Genomic DNA, 24,447 nt, shown 5'->3' with positions numbered 1-24,447 from the left:
TATATCCATTATCTAAAGCAATTCGTAAACTAAGTTTCACGTGAAACAATTCTAACATTAAAAAACCACCGCCTTGATTGCCAAAGCGGTGGTTTTTTTAATTAATTAACAATGATTTCGCAACTCTTTATGTCCAACTTAGATGTCTAAATTAGATGTCTAAATTAGACACCGTCAATGCGTTCTCTTCAATGAAAATACGACGCGGTTCAACATGATCACCCATCAAGCAAGTAAACATATGATCCGCCGCAATCGCATCTTCAATCGTCACGCGTAGCATACGACGGTTTTCAGGATCCATCGTGGTATCCCAGAGCTGATCTGCGTTCATTTCACCCAGCCCTTTATAGCGCTGAATTGCTAGACCACGACGCGCATCAAGCATCATCTGCTGCCAGAGATAATCAAAGTCACGTACAGGGATATCTTTGGTCGTACCAGTCGTTGCTTCACGGCGGATAAAGGCATCCTCTGCAAGCAAGGTATTCCATTCAGCAGACAAACGCAGCAACTTACTGTACTCGCCCGAATTGATAAAGCTAGCATCTAGCAGATAATGATGGGCTAACTGGTGCACATACACCGTAATACGCGGTAGCCACTGTGCTTTTGCTACTGGAGCTTCAGCGTCAACATTTTCCCCGCCTTCAACTTCAATGACAGGCTTCATACCCAGCAAATCAGCAGCAGCAGCATCCATATTTTTAGGCTGCGGCGCATGGATATTGACCAGTTCAATCTCCGGACTCAAGTCACTACCGAAGTGCTCAAGCTGAGCTTGCATCGCCTCTTTCCAAGCTTGCATCGCAGGCAAATCATAAGTCATATCGGTGCTAAGCTTTGGTGTATGCGTTAAAGCATCCAAAATCACCGCTGGGAAACGAATCTGCAAACGGGCTTTAATCAGCTGCGTTTGGTTATAATCATTCAGTAGCGTTTCTAGCGCTTGACCAGTAATCGCAGGCGCATCCGCACTGATATGCAGCTTAGTATTATCAATCGTTGAAGACAATAAGTACGCTTTGAGTGCTTCGTCGTCTTTTAGGTACAGCTCTTGACGACCTTTTTTCACTTTATAAAGCGGTGGTTGGGCGATATAAATATAACCACGCTCGATCAACTCAGGCGTTTGACGGAAGAAGAAAGTCAGCAACAGGGTACGAATATGCGATCCATCAACGTCCGCATCGGTCATGATGATGATTTTATGATAGCGTACTTTATCCGGATTATATTCGTCTGGACCAATGCCGCAACCAAGCGCAGTAATGAGGTTACCAACCTCAGCAGAAGACAGCATTTTATCAAAACGTGCGCGCTCTACGTTTAGGATTTTACCTTTCAATGGCAAGATCGCTTGGGTTTTACGGCTACGACCTTGTTTTGCTGAACCACCTGCAGAGTCACCCTCCACAATGTAAAGCTCTGACAATGCCGGATCTTTTTCTTGGCAATCTGCTAACTTACCGGGCAAACCAGCGATATCTAACGTGGTTTTACGACGCGTCATTTCACGGGCTTTACGAGCGGCATCACGAGCACGAGCGGCATCAATTATTTTGCCAGCAATAGCCTTACCAGCGCTTGGATTCTCTTGCAGATAATCATTAAACTTATCATGCATTGCTGATTCGACAGCAGATTTTACTTCACTTGATACCAGTTTATCTTTGGTTTGACTCGAAAACTTAGGATCTGGAACTTTAACAGATACGATAGCGGTTAGACCTTCACGCGCATCATCACCAGTAGCAACGACCTTCTCTTTTTTAAAGAGATTCTCGCGATCCATATAGGTATTCAAACAACGCGTCAACGCTGAACGAAAGCCAGATAGATGCGTACCACCATCCCTTTGGGGAATATTGTTGGTAAAACAAAACACTTTTTCGTTATAAGTATCTGTCCACTGTAACGCCACTTCGACGCTGATACCGTCATCTTGCTCACTCACAAAATGAAAGACTTCATTGATGCCATCTTTACCGGCATTAATGTAGCTGACAAACTCTGACAAGCCGCCTTTGTGTTCAAACTCATGGCGCTTATCAATACGCTCATCCGTTAAAACAATACGTACACCAGAGTTCAAAAATGATAGCTCACGCAAACGCTTCGCTAAAATATCGTACTCAAAGATGGTGCCAGTAAATACATCGCTACTTGGATAAAAGCGAATTTGCGTACCAGTTTTGTCGGTTGGCTCCATTTGCTGAATGTCTGCATCAGGCACCCCATCGGTATAGGTTTGATGATAGTGATAGCCTTCACGCCAGATATTCATTTCAAGCTTTTTCGATAGGGCGTTAACGACCGAGACACCAACACCGTGTAAGCCGCCTGATACTTTATAGCTGTTATCATCGAACTTACCGCCTGCATGCAAGACAGTCATAATGACCTGCGCCGCAGATACACCCTCTTCTGGATGGATATCGACAGGCACGCCGCGACCATTATCCATGACGCTCACAGATTCGTCTTCGTGGATAATGATATCGATTTGATCACAATGACCCGCGAGTGCCTCATCGATAGAGTTATCCACCACCTCAAAGACCATATGATGTAAGCCTGTACCATCATCCGTATCACCGATGTACATACCAGGGCGTACGCGTACCGCTTCTAACCCGCGCAATACACGAATATCTTTGGAGCTATAATCAGAAGGTAAACTTTCAGGAACCACCGCTGGTGCCGTAGTTTCAGCAATGCTGTCTGACGTCAGTTGCTCGTGGTCGGTAGGTAATGAATCGCTCATGTGCATTCCTTAATCTAGCCATAATCAGCCGTTTGTTATTAGCGCACCACTACGATGACGCCTCATAACGTTATTTTAGACTTAATTTTTATAGTCAAAACCTTTGATAAGCATTACCAGCTAAAACACGATTAGCTAAAAATTCTTGAGTGTTGATAGCGACTTAAAAAGAGTTTCAGGTCCGCGCTTTTTTTCTCTAACATCGGCTTTTTTTTAAATATTATAAAAACCAAGAGAGCAAACAAAACATCTATTTATCAAATACTTAGAAATTTACAGGCATTGGAAAACACCTATATAACGTCATCAAACAACTTGCTGAGAACAGGACAAAAATAAAGCCCTATTTTAGCATTTTTTTGCCTCTAAGTCACTGTTTACTGAGCGTTTTATGCCTATAAAACCAGCTCGCAAAGATAGCCTATATCATTACGAAACGACAGGTAGATAAGTATCGATATAAAAGACCGTGGAGAAAGGAAATAACATAAAGGAGATAATTAAGGACTCAAGATTTGACCTTGTTTCACATGAAACGTACTGGGTTTTGACCAATATTTATGCACCAAAGGCAAAATATCGTCGGTCAAACTGGTCATAAATACCTGACATGGCAGCTGCGCTAACGTCGACAATAGAATATCTATCGCCCTATCATCAAGCTCTGCAGTAATATCATCTAGCAATACCACTGGTGTCACCTGAGCACTATCATTTGATAGATCATCAGTCTTTTGGGTATTTAGCAGTAATGGCAGTTGCGATAAACGCAGTGCTGTAATTAATAGCTTTTTTTCACCACGCGACAATACATTGGCTGCCTGCTCTTTTATAACAGGTACTTTGAGGTTAGTGTCCGCTTCACGCATTGTATCTGAGAGATTGTTATTCGACGCTGTCGAGTCATTAGAGCGCCAATGCACATGAACATCAGCACGGTGATTACCGATACGAGTATATCCCAGTTGCAAATCCTGTTCTAAGCGCTCGTTAAGCTGTATATCCAGCGCAACATTCGTATCGTAACCAGCATTATAACTAAGGCTCAATTGCTCCGCATAAGTAGGCAATAACTGCGCGATACTTTCAGCAAAATAAGGCTGCCATTCTGCAAATATCCGTTCACGATAATGATGAATCAGTGCCGCATGATTGCTAAGTCCTTTGTCCCACGATTTTAGTTCAGCGAGCTGCACTTGGGTCAAATGACGTGTCTTTTTTAGTAAACTATTGCGCTGTTTTAATAGACGCTGATAGGCGAGCCATTGTGGATGAAAGCCTTGTTTCATGTGAAACACTAACCAATCTAACAGCTGGCGACGACTAGCACTCCCCTGCTCTAACATATCCATCGTCGATGGATCTATCAGTAGCGTTGGTAGCTGCTCAGTTAAGATGCTTTGGTTATAGACAGTGGTTTGATTCAGACGTAGAATTGTGGTCGCGTCAGCTTGTTTTTGGATAGCTAGAGTACTACTATCATTGAGTCTAGCGTACACAGTCACTGTATTATGATGATGTTGAATGTAGCGTTTTGGCTGGTGATGACGAAAGCTTTTTCCTCTTGATAGCAGAAATATGGCTTCGAGTAATGAAGTTTTTCCACTGCCATTGGCACCGATAATGACGTTGCAAGCTGTTGCATGTAGATTGACTTCCGTCAGGTTGCGTAGGTTCGATATTTGTAGACGTTCAATCATAATGCCGACAGCCGCCTATTGACGCTACCTATAGAATAGGCAAAAGTTTAATAATTATTGAATTTAAAATACCGGATTTTAATCAAAGAAACTCAGCTTACCTTAATTTTTTAGTGCAAACTGAGTGTCTTTAGCCTCTGTGCTCAAGCCTATTGAAAACATACAGAAACTATATACGCATTGGCATAATGACATACTGATGGAACTCATCATTCAACTGATTGACTAGCACTGAAGCATTCGATTGGCTCATGTGCATTTGCAAGTCACCTTGAATAACGCCAAGCACATCTTGTAAATAAGCCGCATTAAAAGACAGCTCCATCGGCTCACCTTGATACTTCGCCTGTATCATCTCCACCGCTTCATCTTGCTCTGCATTATTAGCACGCACTTCTACCATGCCATCGCTGGCAAAATTAAACACCACACCGCGAGATTTTTCATTACTTAAAATCGCGACACGGCGCAGTACGTCCGTCATTTTTTCTTGATTGAATAAAGCCAGTTTATCCGTATTACTTGGCATCACTCGGCGATAATCAGGGAATTTTCCATCAATCAGACGCGCAGTGAAGGTAACCATCAGGTTTTGATTGACCTGCCCTGCACTATCAACGTCACCAAAGGGTAAGCTCACTTGCAAAAACTCACGACCAAAGCTCAAGGTGACCTGATTGTCTTGCTCACCAAGCATTTTTCCTAGCTCAGAGGCCAAGCGCTCAAGCTCAATCACAGCTTTACGGGGCAAAATAGCCTGCATATTTAAATCAGCACTGACATCGATAACGCTGCGCGCCAAAGCCAATCGGTGCCCATCGGTTGCAACCGTCGTCAGCTGCTGTTGCGACACGTCAAACAACATACCAGTGAGATAATAGCGAACATCTTGAATCGCCATTGCAAACTGCGTTTTATGAATCAAATCGATAAGACGATTGCGACTGATGGTCAATGGCGTGATATTTTCGGGATTACCCAAACTCGGATAATCTTCGCTAGGTAATGTCCCTAAGGTGAAGCGACTCTTGCCACTGGTTAATAAGCAGCGTTCATTTTCTTGAGTGGCCAAATTAATTTGAGCTTGCGCAGGCAATGATTTACAGATGTCCTTTAATTTTATTGCAGGTAAAGTCGTGGTACCAGCTTCAACACAAGCACCAGCAGGCAATTTCAAAGTCGATGTCAGCTCTACTTCTAAATCAGAGGCCGTCAAAATAAGCGTTGATTCGGATAGCTGTAGCTTGATATTGCCCAAAATAACCATATTGTGCCGTTTATCAGCAGCCTTGGCGATCAAATTAATGGCTTTTAGTAACGACTCTCGATTAATCGATAATTGCATGCTTGGTTACTCTTATTTAAATGATTTTTATTATAAAACTTAACAATAATGGCTTAATCATACCCTGTCTATTGACTATAATCCATTCGCTGTCTGTCTACTCGTATTTTTAATATTATAAACCATATCAATCCACTAAAACATAGTGATACCGCGACCTGCTAACCCGCTTGCAACATCAACGCCAGTGTTTTGTAATCCTTATCAAAGGCAGGATCGGCTGCTCGTAGCTCATTAACTTTATCGCAAGCATGCATCACCGTTGTATGATCGCGACCGCCGAATGATTGACCAATCTCAGGAAAGCTATCACCAGTCAACTCACGCGATAATGCCATCGCTATTTGACGCGGTCTGGCAATACTGCGTGTGCGTTTACGACCCATCATTTCTTTGATGGTCACATCATAGTACTCAGCGACCACTTTGCGAATATTATCCATATTCACAGCTTGCACACGCATCGCGACGATGTCTTTTAGCGCATATTGCACCATTTCAAGAGTAATCTGTGCACCCGTCAAGTTAGCATTGGCAAAGACTTGATTTAGAGCACCTTCTAAACGCCTAACATTTGAAACCACATTTTGAGCGATGAATAATGCGCATTCTTTAGGCAGTGTCATGCCATATGAAGCTGCTTTTTTTTGCAAAATTTGCACACGAGTATCAATCTCAGGCGGATCAACTGCTACAGTTAGCCCCCAAGAAAATCGCGATCTAAAACGTTCATCAAATTCGGTCATTTGCGAAGGATGACGATCTGAAGCCAAAATCAGTTGTTTATCACCACTGGTAAAATCTGCAAATAATGTCAAAAACTCATTACTACTTTTGGTTTTTCCTGCCAATACATGAATATCATCTACAATCAATAAATCCACTTTTTTAATTTTCTTTTTAAAATCTTCTATTTTATTATTTCTTAATGAATAAACCAATTGATTAATAAATTTTTCAGAAGTGAAATAATAAAAACTTTGATTATTTTTTAAATAGCGATGTGCTACAGAATGCATTAAATGCGTTTTTCCCAAACCAGAAGGTCCGTATATAAATAAAGGATTATGTCGATTTTTTGATTGGCGCTTACCAAGCTCATAACAGGCTTTATAAGCCAGATTGTTAGATTTGCCAGTGACAAAAGTTTCAAAAGTAAAGTCAGGATTTAGATAACTTAACGACTTGGCATCAGCAGAATCAACCAATTCTGCGTGACGCATATTGGCATCAATATCTGCTTTTGCATTGTTATGATGAATGGTTTCAAACTTATGGTCTGCAGGGGTAGGGGAGGGTTTATCTTCATCAAACAAAGACCCTGATTGCAATTGACGATTGTCTTCGTTATCGCGGCCAGCGTTATCAACACGCACAACCACCTCTTCGATACTTCCCTGACTGTGCTTAGCAACCAGCTGCTGTATCTCTTGCAAGTGGTTTTTTTTGATGTAAGTCACAAAATAATCATTAGGAGCAAGTATAGTCAGCGTTTGCGCTTCTTGATGAGCTGACAATGGTCTCAACCACATAGTAAATACGTTGTCTTTGACGTTATATCGTAGGTCATTTAGACATTTATCCCAAATATTTGCTGTGTCTATCATGAAAAATACTAACCCTATAATTTGAAATAATATTTGTGTTTTAGCAGTGTGATCTGTTGCGTAGCCCTTAATATTTTCCGCAATTATTTCCGTTGGAAACAATATTGGAAGTTACGTTGATAAACTATACGAAGCCACATATTAAGTAGGGGCTAATCTAACACAAATACCCTGTGGATAAAACCTTGTTTTTTGGGGATAAGGCTGTGGATACTTTTATGTATAACTTTGAAAGGTGAGTTATCCATATTTAGCCCACAGGTTATCCACAGGTTTACCCATAGTACAATACATTGATAATAAAAAGGAAAACTTACTTAGCCACAGATAATCGAGCTCCCAATAACAACAATACTTATATATATTAATAGTTAATTATTATAGATTTCGACACAAACTGTGGATAACTTTTGGGAATCCATCACTGAATTAATTAACTGAGTCGTTATTTTTGAGTTATGAATATGAACTTTACACACGATGAATCATTTAAAATGATATTTCCTCTGTCAAAATATCTGTCTGCATCGACATAGATTAAATTAGTTCATTGACCAAGATTCTATGCGGTGGTATAATCCTCCGTTATTACGAATTTAGTCCATTATTTTGATAGGTGAGTTATGAAACGTACATTCCAACCAAGCGTGATCAAGCGTAAACGTACTCACGGTTTCCGTGCTCGTATGGCAACTAAAAAAGGCCGTCAGGTCTTAGCTCGTCGCCGCGCTAAAGGACGTCATCGTCTTACTGTATAATCAGTAGATTGCGATAAGCATGGCTTATAGTGCTTGTTGTGTTTCTATTATTTATAGATTGCGATAGTCAATCACCACAACTGACACTTAGCCATATATTAAAAGCGCCCACATCGGCGCTTTTTTTGTCTCTGTACTTTGTTGTTATTTCTGCGCTATTATTTCCGCTACCGTTATTCGCTCTTATACTAGGTTGTGCTATGTCCAATACTGTTTCAGCGGCAGCTAATGCCCGCTTCACCAAAGAGCAGCGTTTGCTCACGCCTGCAGCCTTCCGTGAGGTTTTTGATGCACCTGAGCGTAAGCTTCATCAGAGCCATCTAATGGCATTTGTGCGTACCAATGATCATGGTCAGCCGCGAGTCGGGATGGCCATTACCAAGCGTAAAGTTCCTACGGCTGTCGCGCGAAATTTAATCAAGCGTCAAATACGTGAACATTTTCGTGTAAAGGCTCATTCTTTAGAAAACAAAGATATTGTTTTTATTGTCAAAAAATCTATAAAAGATATAGATAATAAAGAATTGAAGAATCAAATAATTAACATTATTAAAAAAGTAGAAAAAAAATAAAATGAATTTTTTATTTATTAATTTAAATAATATTCTTTATAAAATTATTTATTATTTTATTATTTTTTATCAAAAGTTAATAAGTCCACTATTACCTGCTCGTTGCCGCTATTACCCTACGTGCTCGAATTATGGTAAACAAGCTTTGGCATGGCATGGAGTCCGAGCAGGCAGTTGGTTATTATTAAAACGTATTGGCAGTTGTCATCCTTTGGGTGGACACGGCATTGATTTTGTGCCGCTACCGTTATCTTCTTATCATTATCAATATGTACCTTTTAGCGCACTAGCTACTAGTGTCAAAGTTCAAGGTTTATATGTTTTTAGAGATAATAAAAGCTATGTGTCTCGCTTAAACCATATGATGAAACGAACATAGCGTTCATCATAGACTGCGAAGTTGTGGATATCTATTTAGTTACCCACAAGTTATCCACACTCTTGGTATCATTTAAGGCGGATTTTTAGTAAAATGATGCACATTTTATGTAAATGACTGGCAATACTGTTGTCACATACGATGATAATTGTACGGTCATGACACATGCCCTAATTTTTCATTCCCTAATTTTTTAATCTAGGAAAGGTTTATGCAAAAGATATTTCGGGTGATGATCATCATTGCGATGTTAATCACCGCTTATCTGCTGATTTTGGCATGGCGAGATGATTATGCCGATGCGCCAGCTGTAGATACGGTGCCAGAAACTACGACTTCAGTAGGTGCTGACATTCCTTCGACAACCGGTGCAGCAGGTGACATTCCGGTACAGACGCTGCCTGCTGATAATAATACAGTGGCTAGTAATACTGTGACAGCAACGCCTGCGAAAGACACAGGTCTAATCACGGTCACCACCGATCGCTATGATATAAAAATCAATCCAGAAGGCGGCGATATTGTTTATGCTGCTCTTAAGCAGTATGACGCAACGCTCGATAGCGATAAGCCTTTCGTATTGCTAGAAAATAATAGCAATCGTGTGTATGTGGCTCAGTCTGGTCTTATTGGTCCTAATGGTATTGATACTGCAGAAGGTCGTGCCAAATACAGCCATACTGCTAATAATTACGTCATGGAAGCAGGGCAACAGACGTTGTCAGTACCGCTTACTTATAAAAAAGATGGCGTGACCGTTACCAAGACCTTTACCTTCACACAAAACAAATATCCGATTGATATTAGCTATCAAATACAAAACGCTTCTACACAACCGTGGCAAGGTCAATTATTTGCCCAGTTGAAACGTGATGATAGTAAAGATCCCGGTATGTCTGACAAAGGCGCGCTCAGTATGGCGACTTATTTAGGCGGTGCTTGGGGTACGCCTGATGATCCATACAATAAGCTCAAATTTAAAGACTTTAACGATGGTGAATTAGCTGTTAGTAGCGATAAAGGTTGGGTTGGTATTGTCCAGCATTACTTTGTATCAGCATGGGTCCCTGAAAACTTTACTGCTACTTTCTTTAGCCGTGAAGCAGGAGATGATTACTTTATTGGTTTTAACAGTCAGCCCGTCAATGTCGCGCCGAATAGACAAGTGACATTAGATGCCACATTATACGCTGGTCCTAAAGTACAATCTGAGCTAAAAGATGTGGCAGTAGGTCTTAATAAAACGGTCGATTATGGTTTATTATGGCCAATATCGAAGATTTTATTTGCTATCTTGGATGGTATTCATAAAGTCATCGGTAACTGGGGTTGGTCAATCATTGTATTGACGATTTTAGTCAAAATTGCTTTGATGTGGTTCTCAAACAAGAGCTACTATTCAATGGCGAAGATGCGTGCTATTGCGCCAAGATTAGCGGCACTTAAAGAAGAGCATGGCGACGATCGTATGAAGATGTCGCAAGAGATGATGGCTATTTATAAAGAAGAAAAAGTCAATCCAATGGCAGGTTGTTTGCCCATCTTGATGCAAATGCCTATCTTCTTAGCGCTATATTGGGTATTGGTTGAAAGTGTTGAGCTGCGTCATGCACCTTGGATTTTATGGATTCAAGATTTATCGGCGATGGATCCTTGGTTTATTCTGCCATTGCTGATGGGTGCTTCGATGTTTGTACAGCAGCAGCTAAATCCGCAGCCAGCTGATCCAATGCAAGCGAAAGTGATGAAGTTCCTACCCATTATCTTTACTGCCTTCATGTTGTTTTTCCCAGCTGGTCTCGTACTGTACTGGACAGTCAATAACTTGTTCAGTATGACTCAGCAATATATTGTCAATAAAAAAGTCGAAGAAGAGCAAAAGCGTCGTACTATTAAAGTATTGGACTAAGTAGCTCATCAATTGATAAAAGACCATCGCTACGGCGGTGGTTTTTTTATGCGTGACATTTTTATTATCCCTCACTGATTTGAAATAAAATAAGCGCAAAGTATGGCTACTTAAAGTTTGCTTTGTCAGTCTGTGTCCAGCCGTCTATAATGGGGGTTTTAGCTATTGAGAGTAATTGTGGATTCCCTAGAGATGGTGTCAAACGTACCTAAAGCATCTGAACCACCTAAAGCATCTGGTTTGGCCACGATTGCTGCTATTGCCACACCGCTTGGAAGAGGTGGCGTTGGTGTTGTACGTCTGTCGGGTGCGCGTGCTTATGACATTGCCTGTACACTAACGGGTAAGTCTGCTTTTACGCCACGTATGGCCAGTTTTTGTCGTTTTTATCAGGCTGATGGTACAGTCATTGATGAAGGGTTAGTGCTGTACTTTAAAGGCCCGCATTCGTTCACAGGGGAAGATGTGATTGAGCTGCAAGGGCATGGCGGCATGATTCTACAAAACCAACTGTTAGCAAGGGTATTTGAGCTGGGCGCAAAACAAGCGGGTGCTGGGGAATTCTCTTATCGTGCTTTTGATAATGATAAATTGGATTTGGTACAAGCAGAGGCTATCGCTGATGCTATTGATGCGACCAGTGCCGCTGCTGCTAGCAGTGCCATTCGCTCCCTTAGTGGTGAGTTTTCAAAGAAGATTAATCAGCTATTAGAGCAGCTTATTCATCTGCGTTTGCATGTTGAAGCGGCAATTGATTTCCCTGACGAAGAAGACGTGGATTTTTTATCAGACGGCGTCATACAAAGTAAACTTGAACAAACGCAAGACAAGATACAGCAAGTATTGGCGACCGCCAAGCAAGGTCAGCTTTTACGTGATGGTATTCATGTGGTCTTAGCAGGTAGACCAAATGCGGGTAAATCAAGCTTGCTGAATCGTCTGGCAGGGCAAGAACGTGCTATCGTTACTGACGTTGCAGGTACGACTCGTGATACGCTGCAAGAGACCGTCGTGCTTAACGGTTTGACGCTGCATTTGACCGATACTGCAGGTCTGCGCGAGACTGAAGACACGGTAGAGCGTATTGGGATTGAACGAGCACGTACCGCCATTACACAGGCTGATATGCTACTGATGGTCTACGATGTGACTCGTGATCTTGAAGAAGAAAGTACGCCGCTACAGCTTGCAGAACAATTATTTGGTGAGTTGCCAGAGGCTAAACGCTTATTGATTATTGCTAATAAGAGTGATTTGTTAAGTGATTTACTAGATGATAGTAGCAGTCAAATACCCTCTGTCTCGCAAATCGCAATAAAAGAACGTGGTTATGAACAAGTTAATGTTTCATGTGAAACAGGTGCTGGTATCGATAATCTGGTCGAAGCGTTATGTGCTAAGGTCGGTTTTCATCCGCCAGAAAACAGCCTAATTGCTCGCACACGTCATATAGATGCACTTAGACGCACAGCCGACTCTTTAGCAGAGGCGCACGAGCAGTTAACGGTCTTTCAAGCAGGAGAGTTAGTCGCTGAAAGCTTACGCCAAGCTCAGAACAGTTTGGGTGAGATTACGGGAGCGTTTAGTGCGGATGACTTGTTGGGCAAAATCTTTGGTAGTTTCTGTATTGGAAAATAATCAGCCGATTTTTTTGAATTGCCTGATACAGCTCGTTAATTCTCAGAAATTTCGGTCTTATCATTCGGTCTTATCATTTGGTCCTATAAATAATGACTGTGACTCTTGCGCTTAATATTGAAATAAGGAAACGCTATGCATTGCCCGTATTGTAACGCGTCAGAGACTAAAGTTATTGATTCGCGTCTGGCGGCAGAAGGTGCGCAAGTCCGTCGTCGCCGCTCATGCAATAGCTGCCAAGAGCGTTTCACTACTTTTGAGATGGTAGAAGTAGTTATGCCTAGAATCATCAAGTCTAGCGGCAAGATTGAGCCTTATGATAATGAGAAACTGCGCCGCTCTATCTTATTACCTCTACAAAAACGCCCTATCACCATTGATGAACAAGAAGCGATGATTAGCCGTATTGAGAAGCGTGTTAGACAGATGGGTGAGCGTGAAATCAGTAGCAAGGTGTTGGGTGAGATCATCATGAGTGAGCTTAAAACGTTAGATGATGTTGCTTATGTGCGCTTTGCTAGTGTTTACCGCGACTTTCAAGATATTGATGCTTTCCATCAAGAGATTGCCAATATTCGCCCAAATGAAAAAGCTGACGATAACGTTAAATAGTTTTTACCCTCTACTTTTTTATTAAGTGTATCTTTTTATGACGCTCTCAAACCATACTCAGAATGCGCAAGACCGCTACTTTATGATGCTTGCGATCGAACAAGCCAAACAGGGTTTATATACCACCAGACCTAATCCAGCGGTAGGCTGTGTCATCGTGCAAGCAGAAGCGATCGTCGGTCAAGGGTTTCATCCGAAAGCTGGTCAGCCTCATGCAGAAGTATTTGCGCTAAAAGAAGCGGGTGCGAGGGCTTTAGGTGCAACTGCCTATGTGACTTTAGAGCCTTGTAGTCATACGGGGCGTACGCCACCTTGTGCTTTGGGTCTTATTAATGCTGGTGTGAAACGTGTAGTAATCGCAGGGCTCGATCCCAATCCGCAAGTGGCAGGACGCGGTGTAAAACTGTTAGAGCAGGCTGGCATTCAAGTGACAGTCGGTATATTAACCGAGCAAGCAGAAGCTTTAAATCGTGGATTTTTAAAGGCAATGCGCACCCAGATGCCTTATGTACGACTTAAAATTGCCACTAGCCTTGACGGTCGTACCGCGATGGCATCTGGCGAGTCAAAATGGATTACCTCAGCGGCTGCCCGCGAAGATGTGCAGAAGCTACGTGCACAAAGTGGCGCGATTATTACCGGTAGTGAGACGGTTATCGCGGATAATCCACAGCTTAATGTACGTTCCAACCAATTAGCTGTACCACCTAAACAAGTTCCTACTCCTAAGGTTGTCGTACTCGATAGGCGGCAGCGCTTAGAATACAGCTTACAGTCTGACTATCAGTTATGCCGCCGACCGGATACGATTTATTGGCGCGAAGATAATTTGACTGAATTACTAAAAAAATTAGTCAGTGATCATCAGTGTTATGACGTGTTGGTAGAGGCCGGTGCTAGTGTTACTGGTAGTTTCTTAAGCCAACAATTGGTAGATGAGTTGATTGTCTATCAGGCGCCTTGTTTGTTAGGCGCGCAAGCAAGACCGATGGTCGATTTTAACCCATTGTCTCTAGCTCAGCAGTTGCGTTTTAATATTTATAGTCATGAAACATTAAGTCCTGACCTTAAATTGACTTTATTACCGCTATAACTTGTTATTTATAAACAACTTATCCACAGTTTGGGATAAATTTTTACTCAGTGTGGATAAGCAGTCAGTGTGGTGCAAGGTTTCACATGGAACTGTGCATAACTTTGTTTCACATGAAACAGGAAAACAGGGTTTTTATAAAATTTTTTACATTAATCTAATATAATCAGTAACTTAGATTTTACTATTAATCTTTCTTAATATTAGCCAACATCTTGTTTTCTGTGGATAACTTAACGGAAATGCGTGTTTTAATACGTTATGAGTTGATTTGTCAGTACTTATCCACAATCTATCCCATCATAGGCTCAATTAAGCTCAAGTTGCACTGAAAAAACTGGCTTAGACAAATGCTAGCACAATATTAATAGATCAAAATATATTGTCTATAAAGACAACATCATAATGCAATGAGGTCGATATGTTTACTGGAATTATAGAGAGTGTTGGAAAGGTTAAGTCCATGCAGCCTACGGGCGGTGATATACGTTTGACGATAGAATCTGATGGTTTGGACTTTAGTGATGTGAAGCTAGGAGATTCTATTGCCTCCAATGGTATCTGCTTAACCGTCGTAGACCTAGGGAGTAATCATTACTCGGTCGATGTTTCACGTGAAACTATTGCTCGTACCGCATTAGAAACCTTGAAAGCTGGTCACACGGTGAATTTAGAGAAAGCGATGCTACCAACCACACGTTTTGGTGGTCATATCGTCGCGGGTCACGTCGATGGCGTCGGCGTGGTCAGTAAGCTGCAACAAGATGCGCGCTCTATCTATATCGAAATCGAGATACCACAAGAGCTGGCGCACTATACAGCGACCAAAGGCTCTATCACGGTTGATGGTATTAGTCTGACGACCAACCTTGTACGAGACAATATTGTCTCTTTAAATATCATTCCACATACCGCACAAGTGACCAATATCGCTAAGCATTGGCTGGTTGGAAATAAGGTCAATATCGAAGTGGATATCGTCGCGCGCTATTTAGAACGTTTGTTAAATAAGTCGCAAACCAGTGGTATGAATACGCCAAGTCCGCAAAGCCAAATTACAGAAGCATTTTTAGCAGATAATGGTTTTATGAAATAGCTGATTTATGAAGTAATGGTTTAAAGCTGAAGAGTCAGTTTTACAGATTGTCATGATTTTATGAAGCTCTGTAAAACCGACTCTAGCTCTTTTTTGTTGATCGGTTTGGCTAAAAACTCATCCATTCCTACTTCTATACAAGCGTTGCGATCTTCTTTGGTATTGTTCGCAGTCAGCGCCACAATCGCAATTTTATCGCCTTGCGCACGAATCGCTTGGGTAGCCTGTAGCCCATCCATGACAGGCATGCGACAGTCCATCAAAATGAGTGAGATATCTTGACGCTGTTGTTGTAGCATATCTAACGCTTGCTGACCATCTTCTGCGACCACACTACGATAACCAAGTTTACTCAATATCTTGCACGTTATTTTCTGATTGGTTGGACTGTCTTCTACTACCAAGATAAGTGGCAATACATTCTCGTTGGCAGCTTTATCTGCTTCGTTTGCTAGCTGCTTATTCTCTTCTTTTATCTCTATGGCTTGAACCAGCTTCTGCCTCGCTGGTAAGGTTAAGCGCAGTAATTCAGAGAGCAATAAAGCCGCATCTAATGGTTTGCTCAAGAATCCTTCATATTTATCTAATAATATAGAGGGAATACGGCGCTCAGGTTTCATACTAAGTAGTATTTTTGGTAGTGACGGATTATCGAGTAGGGTATTTAATGCCTGTTGTTTATCATCATTCACTATCGCCTGATTAGCGGAAGCAATAGAGAGGGTTTCATAATATTCGTAATCTAATAGCAAGATAGGGGCGAGTCTTTGCTCGTCTTGCGCCAGTTTTGCGTTTAATTGTTGTAGATCTAATTTATCTATAGAAGTATAGATAGTAGCTGGCATCGATAAATATGCGCAAAAATCGCGCAGATGTTTGGCACGTAGTGGTTGTTTAATCACGGCTATTAGATGGATATGAGTCAAATGCTGACTATGATGATAAATAGGCTGATAATTTGGACGTCTGCAAGGCAGATAAAGATTCAGACTGCTGCCTTTAGTCATCGTGCTTTTTATTTCAATGAAACCACCTAATAATCGCGCAAAGCTATTGACGTTATTTAATCCTAGGCCTTGCCCAGTCGTGTTCTTTTGCATGTAATTAACGTTTCGATGGGTGTTTTGATTGCTGCTTTTATTAAGCTGAACCAACAGTTGATGTTGCTTCGCTATATCGATGCCCATACCGCTGTCTTTTATGCTAAAACGAATCCAGTCGTGTGAGGCATGATTGGGATTGTCTTTATTGATTTGACTATTTTTAATCAGTGTAGGGTCTTTATTAATATTTACTAAGCTTCGGTTTTTCGTTGCTAATAACTCTGCATTACTGACTGTTTCGATGGTCAGTGATACATAGCCAGAAGTGGTAAATTTCACTGCATTATCTAATAAGTCGTACAAGATTTGCTGTAGGCGCTGATGGTCTGTATCAATACAACGCGGACTGTCAGGTGCAAAAAAATACAGCAGCTCAAGTCCTTGCTGCCTTATCCTTTCTATAAATGATTGACTGACCTGTTGCCCCAGTCTATAAATATCGACAGGCTCAATGCTTAGGGGCGTTTTTCTTACCGCTATCTCCTCAATGTCTAGCACATCATTAAGCGTCGTTAGCATACTCTGACTGCTTTTAATTAAGGATATTAAAATGTCATTCTGCGCCGCAGTCAAGGTCTCAGGATCAATCGGTTCTAGCGTGTCAATCATTGCTTCTAACGGCAGGCGCAAATCATGACCCATCGTCGATTTAATCGTATTAACTTCATCAATTTGGCGTTGTAGCCGTTGATTTTTTTGTTTTAATTGCCCTATTTGACTGGTAAATTCATTAACATTATTCAGCAGTACGGTAAAGCCGTGAACCTGACCATGTTCACCAAACCATGGCGTAACGTGCAATTGGTAAGTCTGCTCATTTTCTAACCCATAGACTGTTAAGGTACGAGTAACGCGTAGGTTGGATAACGTTTGCAGCAATCGTTGCGTGGATTCATCTTTACCCGCGATAAAATCCGTCAGTTCATAGTTGCTATCGCTTTGCGGTAAAGACATGAATATTTGTTCAAAGCGTTTATTGAAAAAGCTGATTTGACCATGACGCATGATCATCAGCATCGGTAAAGGGGATTGATCAACCAAACGTTCAAGACGATGTGTTAGGGTTTTAATGCGGCGATAGTCATTATGTAGCTGGTAGCTGACACGGCTCAGCGCATGGCCTAAACGCAGAAACTCAGGCGTAGATTTTTTTTGCAAAAAAGGCGGCGGACTATAGGCTTCTTTTGCGTGGCTACTTAGATTGTCCGTATAAATCAGCAGCTGTTCCCAATTGGTGCGACGATTGAGCATATACAGCAAAGCGATAATAAAAAGCATGATCGCTGCCATCAATGGCAACCAGTAGCGATAAGATATCCAGTCAATGATCAGCGGCTTATGGCGCAATATAATATAAAGCTGATGACCACTTTTGAGTTTAATGGTGCCGGTTAAGTTGCGATTATTAAGCGTGTAAGCACTATGACTGCCGTTATTAGAAGGGGATGAGCTAATGATAGGAAACGTAACGTTAGCAAAAGCAGGCTCATTGGGCTGAGTATGGCGATGGATATAAGTCTGCCCAGATGGCATCATAAAAACCAGCTGATAGCTTATGTCTTCGAATACGGGTTTTTCTAAAATCCTTTTAATGTCAGGGTTTAGAAGATCATCACGTTCAGTGACTTCATACTGCAATGTTTGGAAAGTATCGATACTGTGTTGTTCACTGTGTTTTTTTATCTCGTGAAACAGCGCAAAATAATAGATAGACAACATGACCAGCAAGGTCAGTGCATAAAATATGAGTAAGCGCTGTAAGGACTGAAACTGTTGCATGAAAGCGTGGTCCTATATCGACACAAGAAACATAGTGAGTAAGTCATCAGTTTGGCACAGTAGCTGGTTTATTCAAGCCGTTTTATCTTTTACGGTTGTACAGCTATTATCTAGAAAAAAATGGTGAATGGCAGTGGAATATCGCTCAATCACGCATTATTTTGTAAATAAACTCATCAATAAGAGCGCCCTGCTTGCTTTCTATTATAAAGACAAACCGTATCATTGGTAACGCTCGATTACCGTTATTACAATCATGGCACAACATCGCAAACTCACCTATAATGAGTCAACCAACCCTATATAATGCCTGTTTATGACTACAATTGCTTCTGCCTCCGATTTATCCATGCCATCTACGACGAAAGATTGCTCATCTAGTAAGCGCTTAAGAGTTGCGTTTGCTGGCACTCCTGAGTTTGCCGCTGTTAGTCTTGAGGCGCTTATCAGCCAGCAAGAAGCATTGAATATAGACATCGTCGCTGTGTATACGCAACCTGATCGCAAGGCAGGACGGGGTCAAAAATTATCAGCCTCTGCAGTAAAGCAAGTCGCATTGGCGCATGATATTGCCGTTGAGCAGCCTCTCACCTTTAAAAAATCTAGTAGTGAAGGGTTGATCGCACGTGAGACTCTGCGTAGTTATCAGCCAGATGTGATGATTGTCGCGGCTTATGGCTTGATATTGCCGATTGGTGTATTGACCACACCGACTTATGGTTGCCTCAATATTCATGCGTCCTTATTACCACGCTGGCGCGGTGCAGCGCCTATTCACCGTGCATTATTGGCGGGTGATAGCGAGACTGGCATTACCATTATGCAGATGGATAAGGGCTTAGATACAGGTGATATGATTTACAAAATCAGCGCTCCTATTGAGGCTGATGATACGGCTGCCAGCCTCCATGATAAAATGGCTGAGCTTGGGGCGACGGCTATTATTACCGTGCTAAAGGACTTGCCACATTATCAAGCACAGGCTGTGCCTCAAGATGACAGTCAAGCCAACTACGCTGAGAAACTGGTCAAAACCGAAGGCGAAATCAACTGGACACAATCCGCTACTGAAATTGAGCGACAAATTCGCGGTTTGACGCCATGGCCAGGTGCATATACTTTTTTGGCAGGGCAGCGTGTCAAGATTTTAGCCAGCTTACCTGTGAATCCGTCGCAGCAAACCAATCAGCCTGCTGGTACGGTCATCAGCGTTGGACGCAAAGCGATATTGGTAGCTTGTGGCAAACAAGTTAGTAAAAAAGAAAACACTGAGCAATCAGCCACTACTTTAGCCATTACCGAATTACAGTTTGCTGGTGGTAAACCAATGACAGCCGAGAAAATCTGCCATGGTAACCAATTAAATGATGGTGACCAGTTCACAGTAGACTCAAAATAATTGCTCCTAAATCAGTTTAATACCGCTTAACCTTATTTATTTTTATATTCGTCATTTAATACCAAATAATCCAACTTTTATCAGACGCTAATTGTTAGACGTCAAGGAAATTCAATTTAATGAGAAGCACTGCGCCAAGAAACAATAAGCTCAAACCGTCAAGCAACCTTATCATGAATGGTAGCGTCCGCGTCCGCGTCATTCGCACTTTACTGGCGATTCAGAATGGTCAGTCGCTAGCAAGCGTCCTTGATCCGCTATTAAACAGTTTGCATGACGGTGATAAAGGGTTTGCTCATGCGTTATTGCTAACGACGTTGCGCCAATGGTATGCCCTTGAGCGTCTACTCGATAGTCTGGCTGATAACTCGATTGATGAAAAAGAAGTACGTACGACTATTCAAGTGGGTTTGACGCAGCTGCTCTATTTACAAGTGGCTGATCATGCGGCGATTCACGAGACGGTCGAAGCAGCAAAAGAGATTGAGTTTGCGCACGCGACGGGTTTAATCAATGCCATCTTGCGTAAAGTCGCTAAGAACCCAAGTAAGTTCCGTAAGAAGTGTGATAAAAAACACAGCTTGCCTAATTGGCTTGCCTATCAGCTTAAGCAAGATTGGAGTGAGCAGTATGACGATCTGATGCAAGGATTACGTCAACCTGCACCGATGTTTTTACGCGTGAATACAGCGGTTACCTCGGTAGAGGATTATCAGCAAGCCTTGGTGGAATTTGAAGTTGAAGCAGATTTGGTTGAGCTAACGAGTGGTTTTAATTTAGCCAGCTCATCGGATGCAGCCGCATCTAATAGCATAGTAACCAAAGGGTTAAGATTACATCAAAGTACCGCAGTCAATGCCTTACCGCAATTCGCTGAAGGAGCTGCTAGTGTACAAGATATGCATGCTCAGCTTGCCGCGCCGCTTATTCATAACGCTTTAATTAATAAGCTGAGTGTTAAAAGCGATGATGCAGACGGCGATATAGACACCAATAACAACGAGATCCGCATTTTAGATGCTTGTGCAGCGCCGGGTGGTAAGCTTGCTCATTGGTTAGAATTAATCAGCTCAAATGAGTCTTCGTTGTTTCACGTGAAACAAGACGATGCTGAAACGTCGCCTGTGATTTCGAAAGTTAAGATTACTGCGATAGATAATGAAGCGCCACGTATCGAGCGTATTCATACTAATTTACAGCGCTTAAACTTAAGTCAGCACGACTTGCAGCAAGCTGAGAAAAATATTGAGCTTAATATTGTCTGTGCTGATGCAACCACATGGCAAGGGGCGGGTAAGAAAAAGAGCAAGCTCGTATTTGACGCTATATTACTAGACTCACCTTGCACAGCGACAGGCGTAATCCGCCGTCATCCTGATATCAGTATCTTGCGTACTGAAGAAGACGTTGAGCAAACGGCATTGCTACAAGCCGATATCTTGCATAATCTATGGCCACAACTTAAAGTTGGTGGTTACCTCTTATACGTCACTTGCTCTATCCTAAAGCAAGAAAACGTCGAGCAGATGCAGGATTTTATGACTCACTATAACAATGTAGTAGCCATTGAATTTAGCGACGATTGTAATTGGGGTATTGAACAGGCGATTGGTCGTCAGTGCTTGCCAATTGATAGCGAGAGCGGCGATGGTTTTTATTATGCCTTGCTGCAGAAAACTGCTGAATAAACCGTTTTAACTAATAATCTCATTATAGACAGGACAATCTAATGAAATATATCAGTACCCGTGGTCAGACAGCGCCGATGGATTTTAGTGATGTGTTATTAATGGGTCTTGGCCCAGACGGTGGATTGATGCTGCCTGAGCACTATCCGAATATTGACAGTGCGACCCTTACTGAGTGGCGCGCGCTGAGCTATCCACAGCTTGCGATGGCGATTATGCAGCGTTTTGCGACTGATATTCCTGCGGCTGATTTGCAAGATATCATTGAGCGTACTTATACCGCTGAGGTATTTGGCTCTGATGAGATTGTTCCTGTCCGCAAACTTGAAGATAACTTATACATTTTAGGCTTGTCGAACGGTCCGACATTGGCATTTAAAGATGTTGCCATGCAGTTTTTGGGTAATGCTTTTGAATATGTACTGAAGAAGAAAGACGCGCGCATCACCATTATTGGTGCCACCAGTGGCGATACTGGTAGTGCGGCAGAATATGCGCTACGCGGTAAAGAAAATATCGAAGTCTTTATGCTGTCACCGCACGGCAAAATGAGTGAATTCCAGCGCGCGCAGATGTATAGCTTGACTGATGATAACATTCATAATATCGCCATCGACGGCATGTTTGATGATTGCCAAGATATTGTCAAAGCGCTACAACAGGATGCTAAGTTCAAAGCGGCTTATAATTTAGGTACGGTTAATTCTATTAACTGGGGTCGTATCCTAGCGCAGATTGTTTATTACTTTAAAGCCTATTTTGCGGTCACTACAAGCAACGATGAAAAAGTCAGTTTTAGCGTGCCATCAGGTAACTTTGGTAATATTTGTGCTGGCCATATCGCACGTGAAATGGGGTTGCCCGTGGAGCGCTTAATCGTCGCAACTAACGAAAATGATGTACTCAACGACTTCTTTAATCAAGGTGCTTATCAGCCGCGTCCGACTGAAAAAACCTATATTACTTCAAGTCCTTCAATGGATATCTCAAAAGCCTCTAACTTTGAGCGTTTTGTTTATCTCTTATTAGATAAAGACAGCGCCCGCGTTCATGAGTTATTTGAAGGGGTGAAATCTGGTCAAGGTTTTGATTTGTCTGACCTAATGGAGGCGGTCAACACTCGCTACGGTTTTGCTGCGGGTAAATCTACTCATGCCGACCGTCTCGACACTATCAAAACACTTTATGAGCAGCATGGACAGTTGGTCGATCCGCATACTGCTGATGGTATCAAGGTTGCCAAAGAGCTACAGCGCGAAGGCGAGATCATTGTTTGTGCTGAGACCGCGCTACCAGTGAAATTTGCAGATACTATCGTTGAAGCGATAGGTCAAATAGAAATCGCACGCCCAGCCCATACCGAAGGCTTGGAGAGCTTACCGCAGCATGTGGTGGTGCTTGATAATGATGCCGAATTGGTCGCTGAGCAAATTCGGCAGCATGTGATACCAAATCCAGCATAAATCAAAGTGGATTTTAATGCTTATTTTCATGAGGAACTCTATAAATTTCAATGACAAACTATAGAAATAATATTCATACAAAAGTTACGCCATTGTAATAAAGTGTTTATGATTGTGTTATGGTAGATATAATTGTAATATTAGAAACAGCGTCGGCGACTCATCATTTTGCTAGACGCTTTTTTAGTAATCATACCAGCCAATTACACTGAACAGCTGCCCTATAAGCGTCATGATAATCGTACGGTTAAGTCCTTTTACGACCCTTATTGCTTGTCACTATTTTAATGACAGTCAAAGATTAAGGTTAAGTAATAGATCTAAATGGTACTAATTGTGGCGACAACAGCGGTACATATTGTGGATATAACAATGAAGATGAGCTTAAAAACGATAGCAAAAGCACTGTTAATCACGACATTTAGTAGTGCAATGCTAATGAGTGCTGCCCACGCTAACAATCCACCACCAGCCATCAAAGCGGATGCGCCCAATCGCTATATCGTTAAAAAAGGCGATACGTTGTGGGATATTTCAGGACGTTATTTAGACAGTCCGTGGCGCTGGAAAGAAATCTGGGCAACCAATAAGCAAATCAAAAACCCCAATCTTATTTATCCTAACGACATCCTTATCTTATGTGTGATTCAAGGTAAAACCTTGATTGGTGTTGATACTGGCGAAGGTTGTGCTGGGGTTGAAAAGCAGTTAACGGGTAACGTGGTATCTAGCACAGTCTCAGTCACTTCAACAGCCAACAGTATTCCACCGCTTCCGTGGTCTGCTATTCAACACTGGTTAGATAAGACAGTCATTGTTAATCCACAAGATTTTAATACCACGCCTTATATATTGGCCTCTAAAAAAGGCAACTTAATTACCGCTAGTGGCGATAAAGTGTATGCCAAAGGTGTGCCACTGATCGTCGGTCAGCGTTATGGTATCTACCGTGAAGGAGAGCTATATGTTGAGCCAAAAACCCAAGAAGTTATTGGTCTAGAAGTCACGCAAGTTGCGACGGGTTTGGTTACTTCGACAGAAACCAACGGCGTCAGCAGTTTGCAGCTCACTGACAGTTACGACAAAGAAGTACGTGAAGGTGATCGCGTATTCGTTGAGTTGAATAACTCTATTCCACCTGTGTTTTATCCAGCCCCTGCAATTGTCAGTCGTGGTGGCATGATTGTCCGAGTCATGGACTCAATCAGCTCAGCGGCGAAGGGTAGTGTCGTTGCTATCAACTTAGGTAGTACCCATGGTGCTAAGCCTGGTGATGTATTGACTGTCTATCAAAAAGGGGCCTTGATCCGCGATACCAAAGACAATGACACGCCAGTACGCTTACCAAATGAGCCAAGCGGTATGGTCATGGTATTCAATACTTTCGATAATATTAGCTATGCTTATGTGCTTGATTCAGAGCTACCATTAAACGTCGGCGACCAGCTGTTACCACCGCCATATCTATAAATGAGTACACTATAAGTGAGAACATGCTCATTTTTGGACGGGATATACTAACTTAGCCTATACGAGCTA

General features: G+C 42.0%; 17 protein-coding genes. 12 read left to right on the top strand and 5 right to left on the bottom strand.

The window, feature by feature from the left end; genetic code table 11:
- Positions 1–151: 151 nt before the first annotated feature.
- From gyrB to dnaA, 4 genes are all read right to left on the bottom strand, one after another.
- A complete protein-coding gene (gyrB, locus tag JMW64_RS00365) occupies positions 152–2,767 on the bottom strand; it encodes a DNA topoisomerase (ATP-hydrolyzing) subunit B (protein ID WP_201552222.1) in 2,616 nt (871 codons plus the stop codon).
- A gap of 500 nt (positions 2,768–3,267) precedes the next feature.
- The gene (recF, locus tag JMW64_RS00360) at positions 3,268–4,467 is read right to left on the bottom strand and encodes a DNA replication/repair protein RecF (RefSeq protein WP_201552220.1); all 1,200 of its coding nucleotides are present in this window, start codon (positions 4,465–4,467) and stop codon (positions 3,268–3,270) included.
- 169 nt (positions 4,468–4,636) lie between these two features.
- Complete coding sequence (gene dnaN / locus JMW64_RS00355; RefSeq protein WP_201552217.1) at positions 4,637–5,812, bottom strand: DNA polymerase III subunit beta; 1,176 nt, start codon at positions 5,810–5,812, stop codon at positions 4,637–4,639.
- Positions 5,813–5,973: 161 nt separating this feature from the next.
- Entirely contained in the window at positions 5,974–7,419 is a 1,446-nt protein-coding gene (dnaA, locus tag JMW64_RS00350; RefSeq protein WP_109592278.1) for a chromosomal replication initiator protein DnaA, read from the bottom strand.
- Between the two features lie 623 nt (positions 7,420–8,042).
- On the opposite strand from dnaA, the gene rpmH reads away from it, so the two are divergent.
- From rpmH to JMW64_RS00310, 8 genes are all read left to right on the top strand, one after another.
- Positions 8,043–8,177, top strand: a complete 135-nt coding sequence (gene rpmH, locus JMW64_RS00345) for a 50S ribosomal protein L34 (protein WP_007394757.1) — start codon at positions 8,043–8,045, stop codon at positions 8,175–8,177.
- A 200-nt stretch (positions 8,178–8,377) separates the two neighbouring features.
- Complete coding sequence (gene rnpA, locus JMW64_RS00340) at positions 8,378–8,749, top strand: ribonuclease P protein component (RefSeq protein WP_109592276.1); 372 nt, start codon at positions 8,378–8,380, stop codon at positions 8,747–8,749.
- Between the two features lies 1 nt (position 8,750).
- On the top strand, positions 8,751–9,128 hold the full coding sequence (gene yidD / locus JMW64_RS00335) for a membrane protein insertion efficiency factor YidD (protein WP_201552215.1): 378 nt from the start codon (positions 8,751–8,753) through the stop codon (positions 9,126–9,128).
- 211 nt (positions 9,129–9,339) lie between these two features.
- Positions 9,340–11,037: a membrane protein insertase YidC gene (yidC, locus tag JMW64_RS00330; protein ID WP_201552213.1), complete on the top strand. Its 1,698-nt coding sequence runs from the start codon at positions 9,340–9,342 to the stop codon at positions 11,035–11,037.
- Positions 11,038–11,229: 192 nt separating this feature from the next.
- Positions 11,230–12,675: a tRNA uridine-5-carboxymethylaminomethyl(34) synthesis GTPase MnmE gene (mnmE, locus tag JMW64_RS00325; RefSeq protein WP_201554968.1), complete on the top strand. Its 1,446-nt coding sequence runs from the start codon at positions 11,230–11,232 to the stop codon at positions 12,673–12,675.
- A 135-nt stretch (positions 12,676–12,810) separates the two neighbouring features.
- Positions 12,811–13,287, top strand: coding sequence for a transcriptional regulator NrdR (nrdR, locus tag JMW64_RS00320; protein ID WP_045442876.1), 477 nt, complete (start codon positions 12,811–12,813; stop codon positions 13,285–13,287).
- Between the two features lie 37 nt (positions 13,288–13,324).
- The gene (gene ribD / locus JMW64_RS00315; protein WP_201552211.1) at positions 13,325–14,380 is read left to right on the top strand and encodes a bifunctional diaminohydroxyphosphoribosylaminopyrimidine deaminase/5-amino-6-(5-phosphoribosylamino)uracil reductase RibD; all 1,056 of its coding nucleotides are present in this window, start codon (positions 13,325–13,327) and stop codon (positions 14,378–14,380) included.
- A 421-nt stretch (positions 14,381–14,801) separates the two neighbouring features.
- Entirely contained in the window at positions 14,802–15,476 is a 675-nt protein-coding gene (locus tag JMW64_RS00310) for a riboflavin synthase (protein WP_060492108.1), read from the top strand.
- A 50-nt stretch (positions 15,477–15,526) separates the two neighbouring features.
- Here the strand turns inward: JMW64_RS00310 and JMW64_RS00305 are convergent, their stop codons facing one another.
- A complete protein-coding gene (locus JMW64_RS00305; protein ID WP_201552209.1) occupies positions 15,527–18,358 on the bottom strand; it encodes a response regulator in 2,832 nt (943 codons plus the stop codon).
- 349 nt (positions 18,359–18,707) lie between these two features.
- Between JMW64_RS00305 and fmt the strand changes: the two genes are divergently transcribed.
- The 4 genes from fmt to JMW64_RS00285 all read left to right on the top strand — a co-directional run bounded on the left by fmt (position 18,708) and on the right by JMW64_RS00285 (position 24,378).
- Positions 18,708–19,757, top strand: a complete 1,050-nt coding sequence (fmt, locus tag JMW64_RS00300) for a methionyl-tRNA formyltransferase (RefSeq protein WP_406947494.1) — start codon at positions 18,708–18,710, stop codon at positions 19,755–19,757.
- 119 nt (positions 19,758–19,876) lie between these two features.
- Positions 19,877–21,445 carry a transcription antitermination factor NusB gene (locus tag JMW64_RS00295; protein WP_201552205.1) on the top strand — a complete coding sequence of 523 codons (1,569 nt, stop codon included), beginning with the start codon at positions 19,877–19,879 and terminating at the stop codon, positions 21,443–21,445.
- Positions 21,446–21,486: 41 nt separating this feature from the next.
- Complete coding sequence (thrC, locus tag JMW64_RS00290) at positions 21,487–22,908, top strand: threonine synthase (protein ID WP_201552202.1); 1,422 nt, start codon at positions 21,487–21,489, stop codon at positions 22,906–22,908.
- 372 nt (positions 22,909–23,280) lie between these two features.
- A complete protein-coding gene (locus JMW64_RS00285; RefSeq protein WP_227690087.1) occupies positions 23,281–24,378 on the top strand; it encodes a LysM peptidoglycan-binding domain-containing protein in 1,098 nt (365 codons plus the stop codon).
- Positions 24,379–24,447: the final 69 nt, after the last annotated feature.

Source organism: Psychrobacter immobilis (assembly GCF_904846065.1).
GTDB lineage: Bacteria > Pseudomonadota > Gammaproteobacteria > Pseudomonadales > Moraxellaceae > Psychrobacter > Psychrobacter immobilis_H.
Note: the sequence above shows the minus strand (reverse complement) of the source record. Positions and strands in the feature narration are given on the sequence as shown.

What these genes read in the sequence shown, in the direction of transcription:
- gyrB (WP_201552222.1), bottom strand. Translation starts at nt 2,767, where the DNA reads ATGAGCGATTCATTACCTACCGACCACGAGCAACTGACGTCAGACAGC.
- recF (WP_201552220.1), bottom strand. Translation starts at nt 4,467, where the DNA reads ATGATTGAACGTCTACAAATATCGAACCTACGCAACCTGACGGAAGTC.
- dnaN (WP_201552217.1), bottom strand. Translation starts at nt 5,812, where the DNA reads ATGCAATTATCGATTAATCGAGAGTCGTTACTAAAAGCCATTAATTTG.
- dnaA (WP_109592278.1), bottom strand. Translation starts at nt 7,419, where the DNA reads ATGATAGACACAGCAAATATTTGGGATAAATGTCTAAATGACCTACGA.
- rpmH (WP_007394757.1), top strand. Translation starts at nt 8,043, where the DNA reads ATGAAACGTACATTCCAACCAAGCGTGATCAAGCGTAAACGTACTCAC.
- rnpA (WP_109592276.1), top strand. Translation starts at nt 8,378, where the DNA reads ATGTCCAATACTGTTTCAGCGGCAGCTAATGCCCGCTTCACCAAAGAG.
- yidD (WP_201552215.1), top strand. Translation starts at nt 8,751, where the DNA reads ATGAATTTTTTATTTATTAATTTAAATAATATTCTTTATAAAATTATT.
- yidC (WP_201552213.1), top strand. Translation starts at nt 9,340, where the DNA reads ATGCAAAAGATATTTCGGGTGATGATCATCATTGCGATGTTAATCACC.
- mnmE (WP_201554968.1), top strand. Translation starts at nt 11,230, where the DNA reads ATGGTGTCAAACGTACCTAAAGCATCTGAACCACCTAAAGCATCTGGT.
- nrdR (WP_045442876.1), top strand. Translation starts at nt 12,811, where the DNA reads ATGCATTGCCCGTATTGTAACGCGTCAGAGACTAAAGTTATTGATTCG.
- ribD (WP_201552211.1), top strand. Translation starts at nt 13,325, where the DNA reads ATGACGCTCTCAAACCATACTCAGAATGCGCAAGACCGCTACTTTATG.
- JMW64_RS00310 (WP_060492108.1), top strand. Translation starts at nt 14,802, where the DNA reads ATGTTTACTGGAATTATAGAGAGTGTTGGAAAGGTTAAGTCCATGCAG.
- JMW64_RS00305 (WP_201552209.1), bottom strand. Translation starts at nt 18,358, where the DNA reads ATGCAACAGTTTCAGTCCTTACAGCGCTTACTCATATTTTATGCACTG.
- fmt (WP_406947494.1), top strand. Translation starts at nt 18,708, where the DNA reads ATGCCATCTACGACGAAAGATTGCTCATCTAGTAAGCGCTTAAGAGTT.
- JMW64_RS00295 (WP_201552205.1), top strand. Translation starts at nt 19,877, where the DNA reads ATGAGAAGCACTGCGCCAAGAAACAATAAGCTCAAACCGTCAAGCAAC.
- thrC (WP_201552202.1), top strand. Translation starts at nt 21,487, where the DNA reads ATGAAATATATCAGTACCCGTGGTCAGACAGCGCCGATGGATTTTAGT.
- JMW64_RS00285 (WP_227690087.1), top strand. Translation starts at nt 23,281, where the DNA reads ATGAAGATGAGCTTAAAAACGATAGCAAAAGCACTGTTAATCACGACA.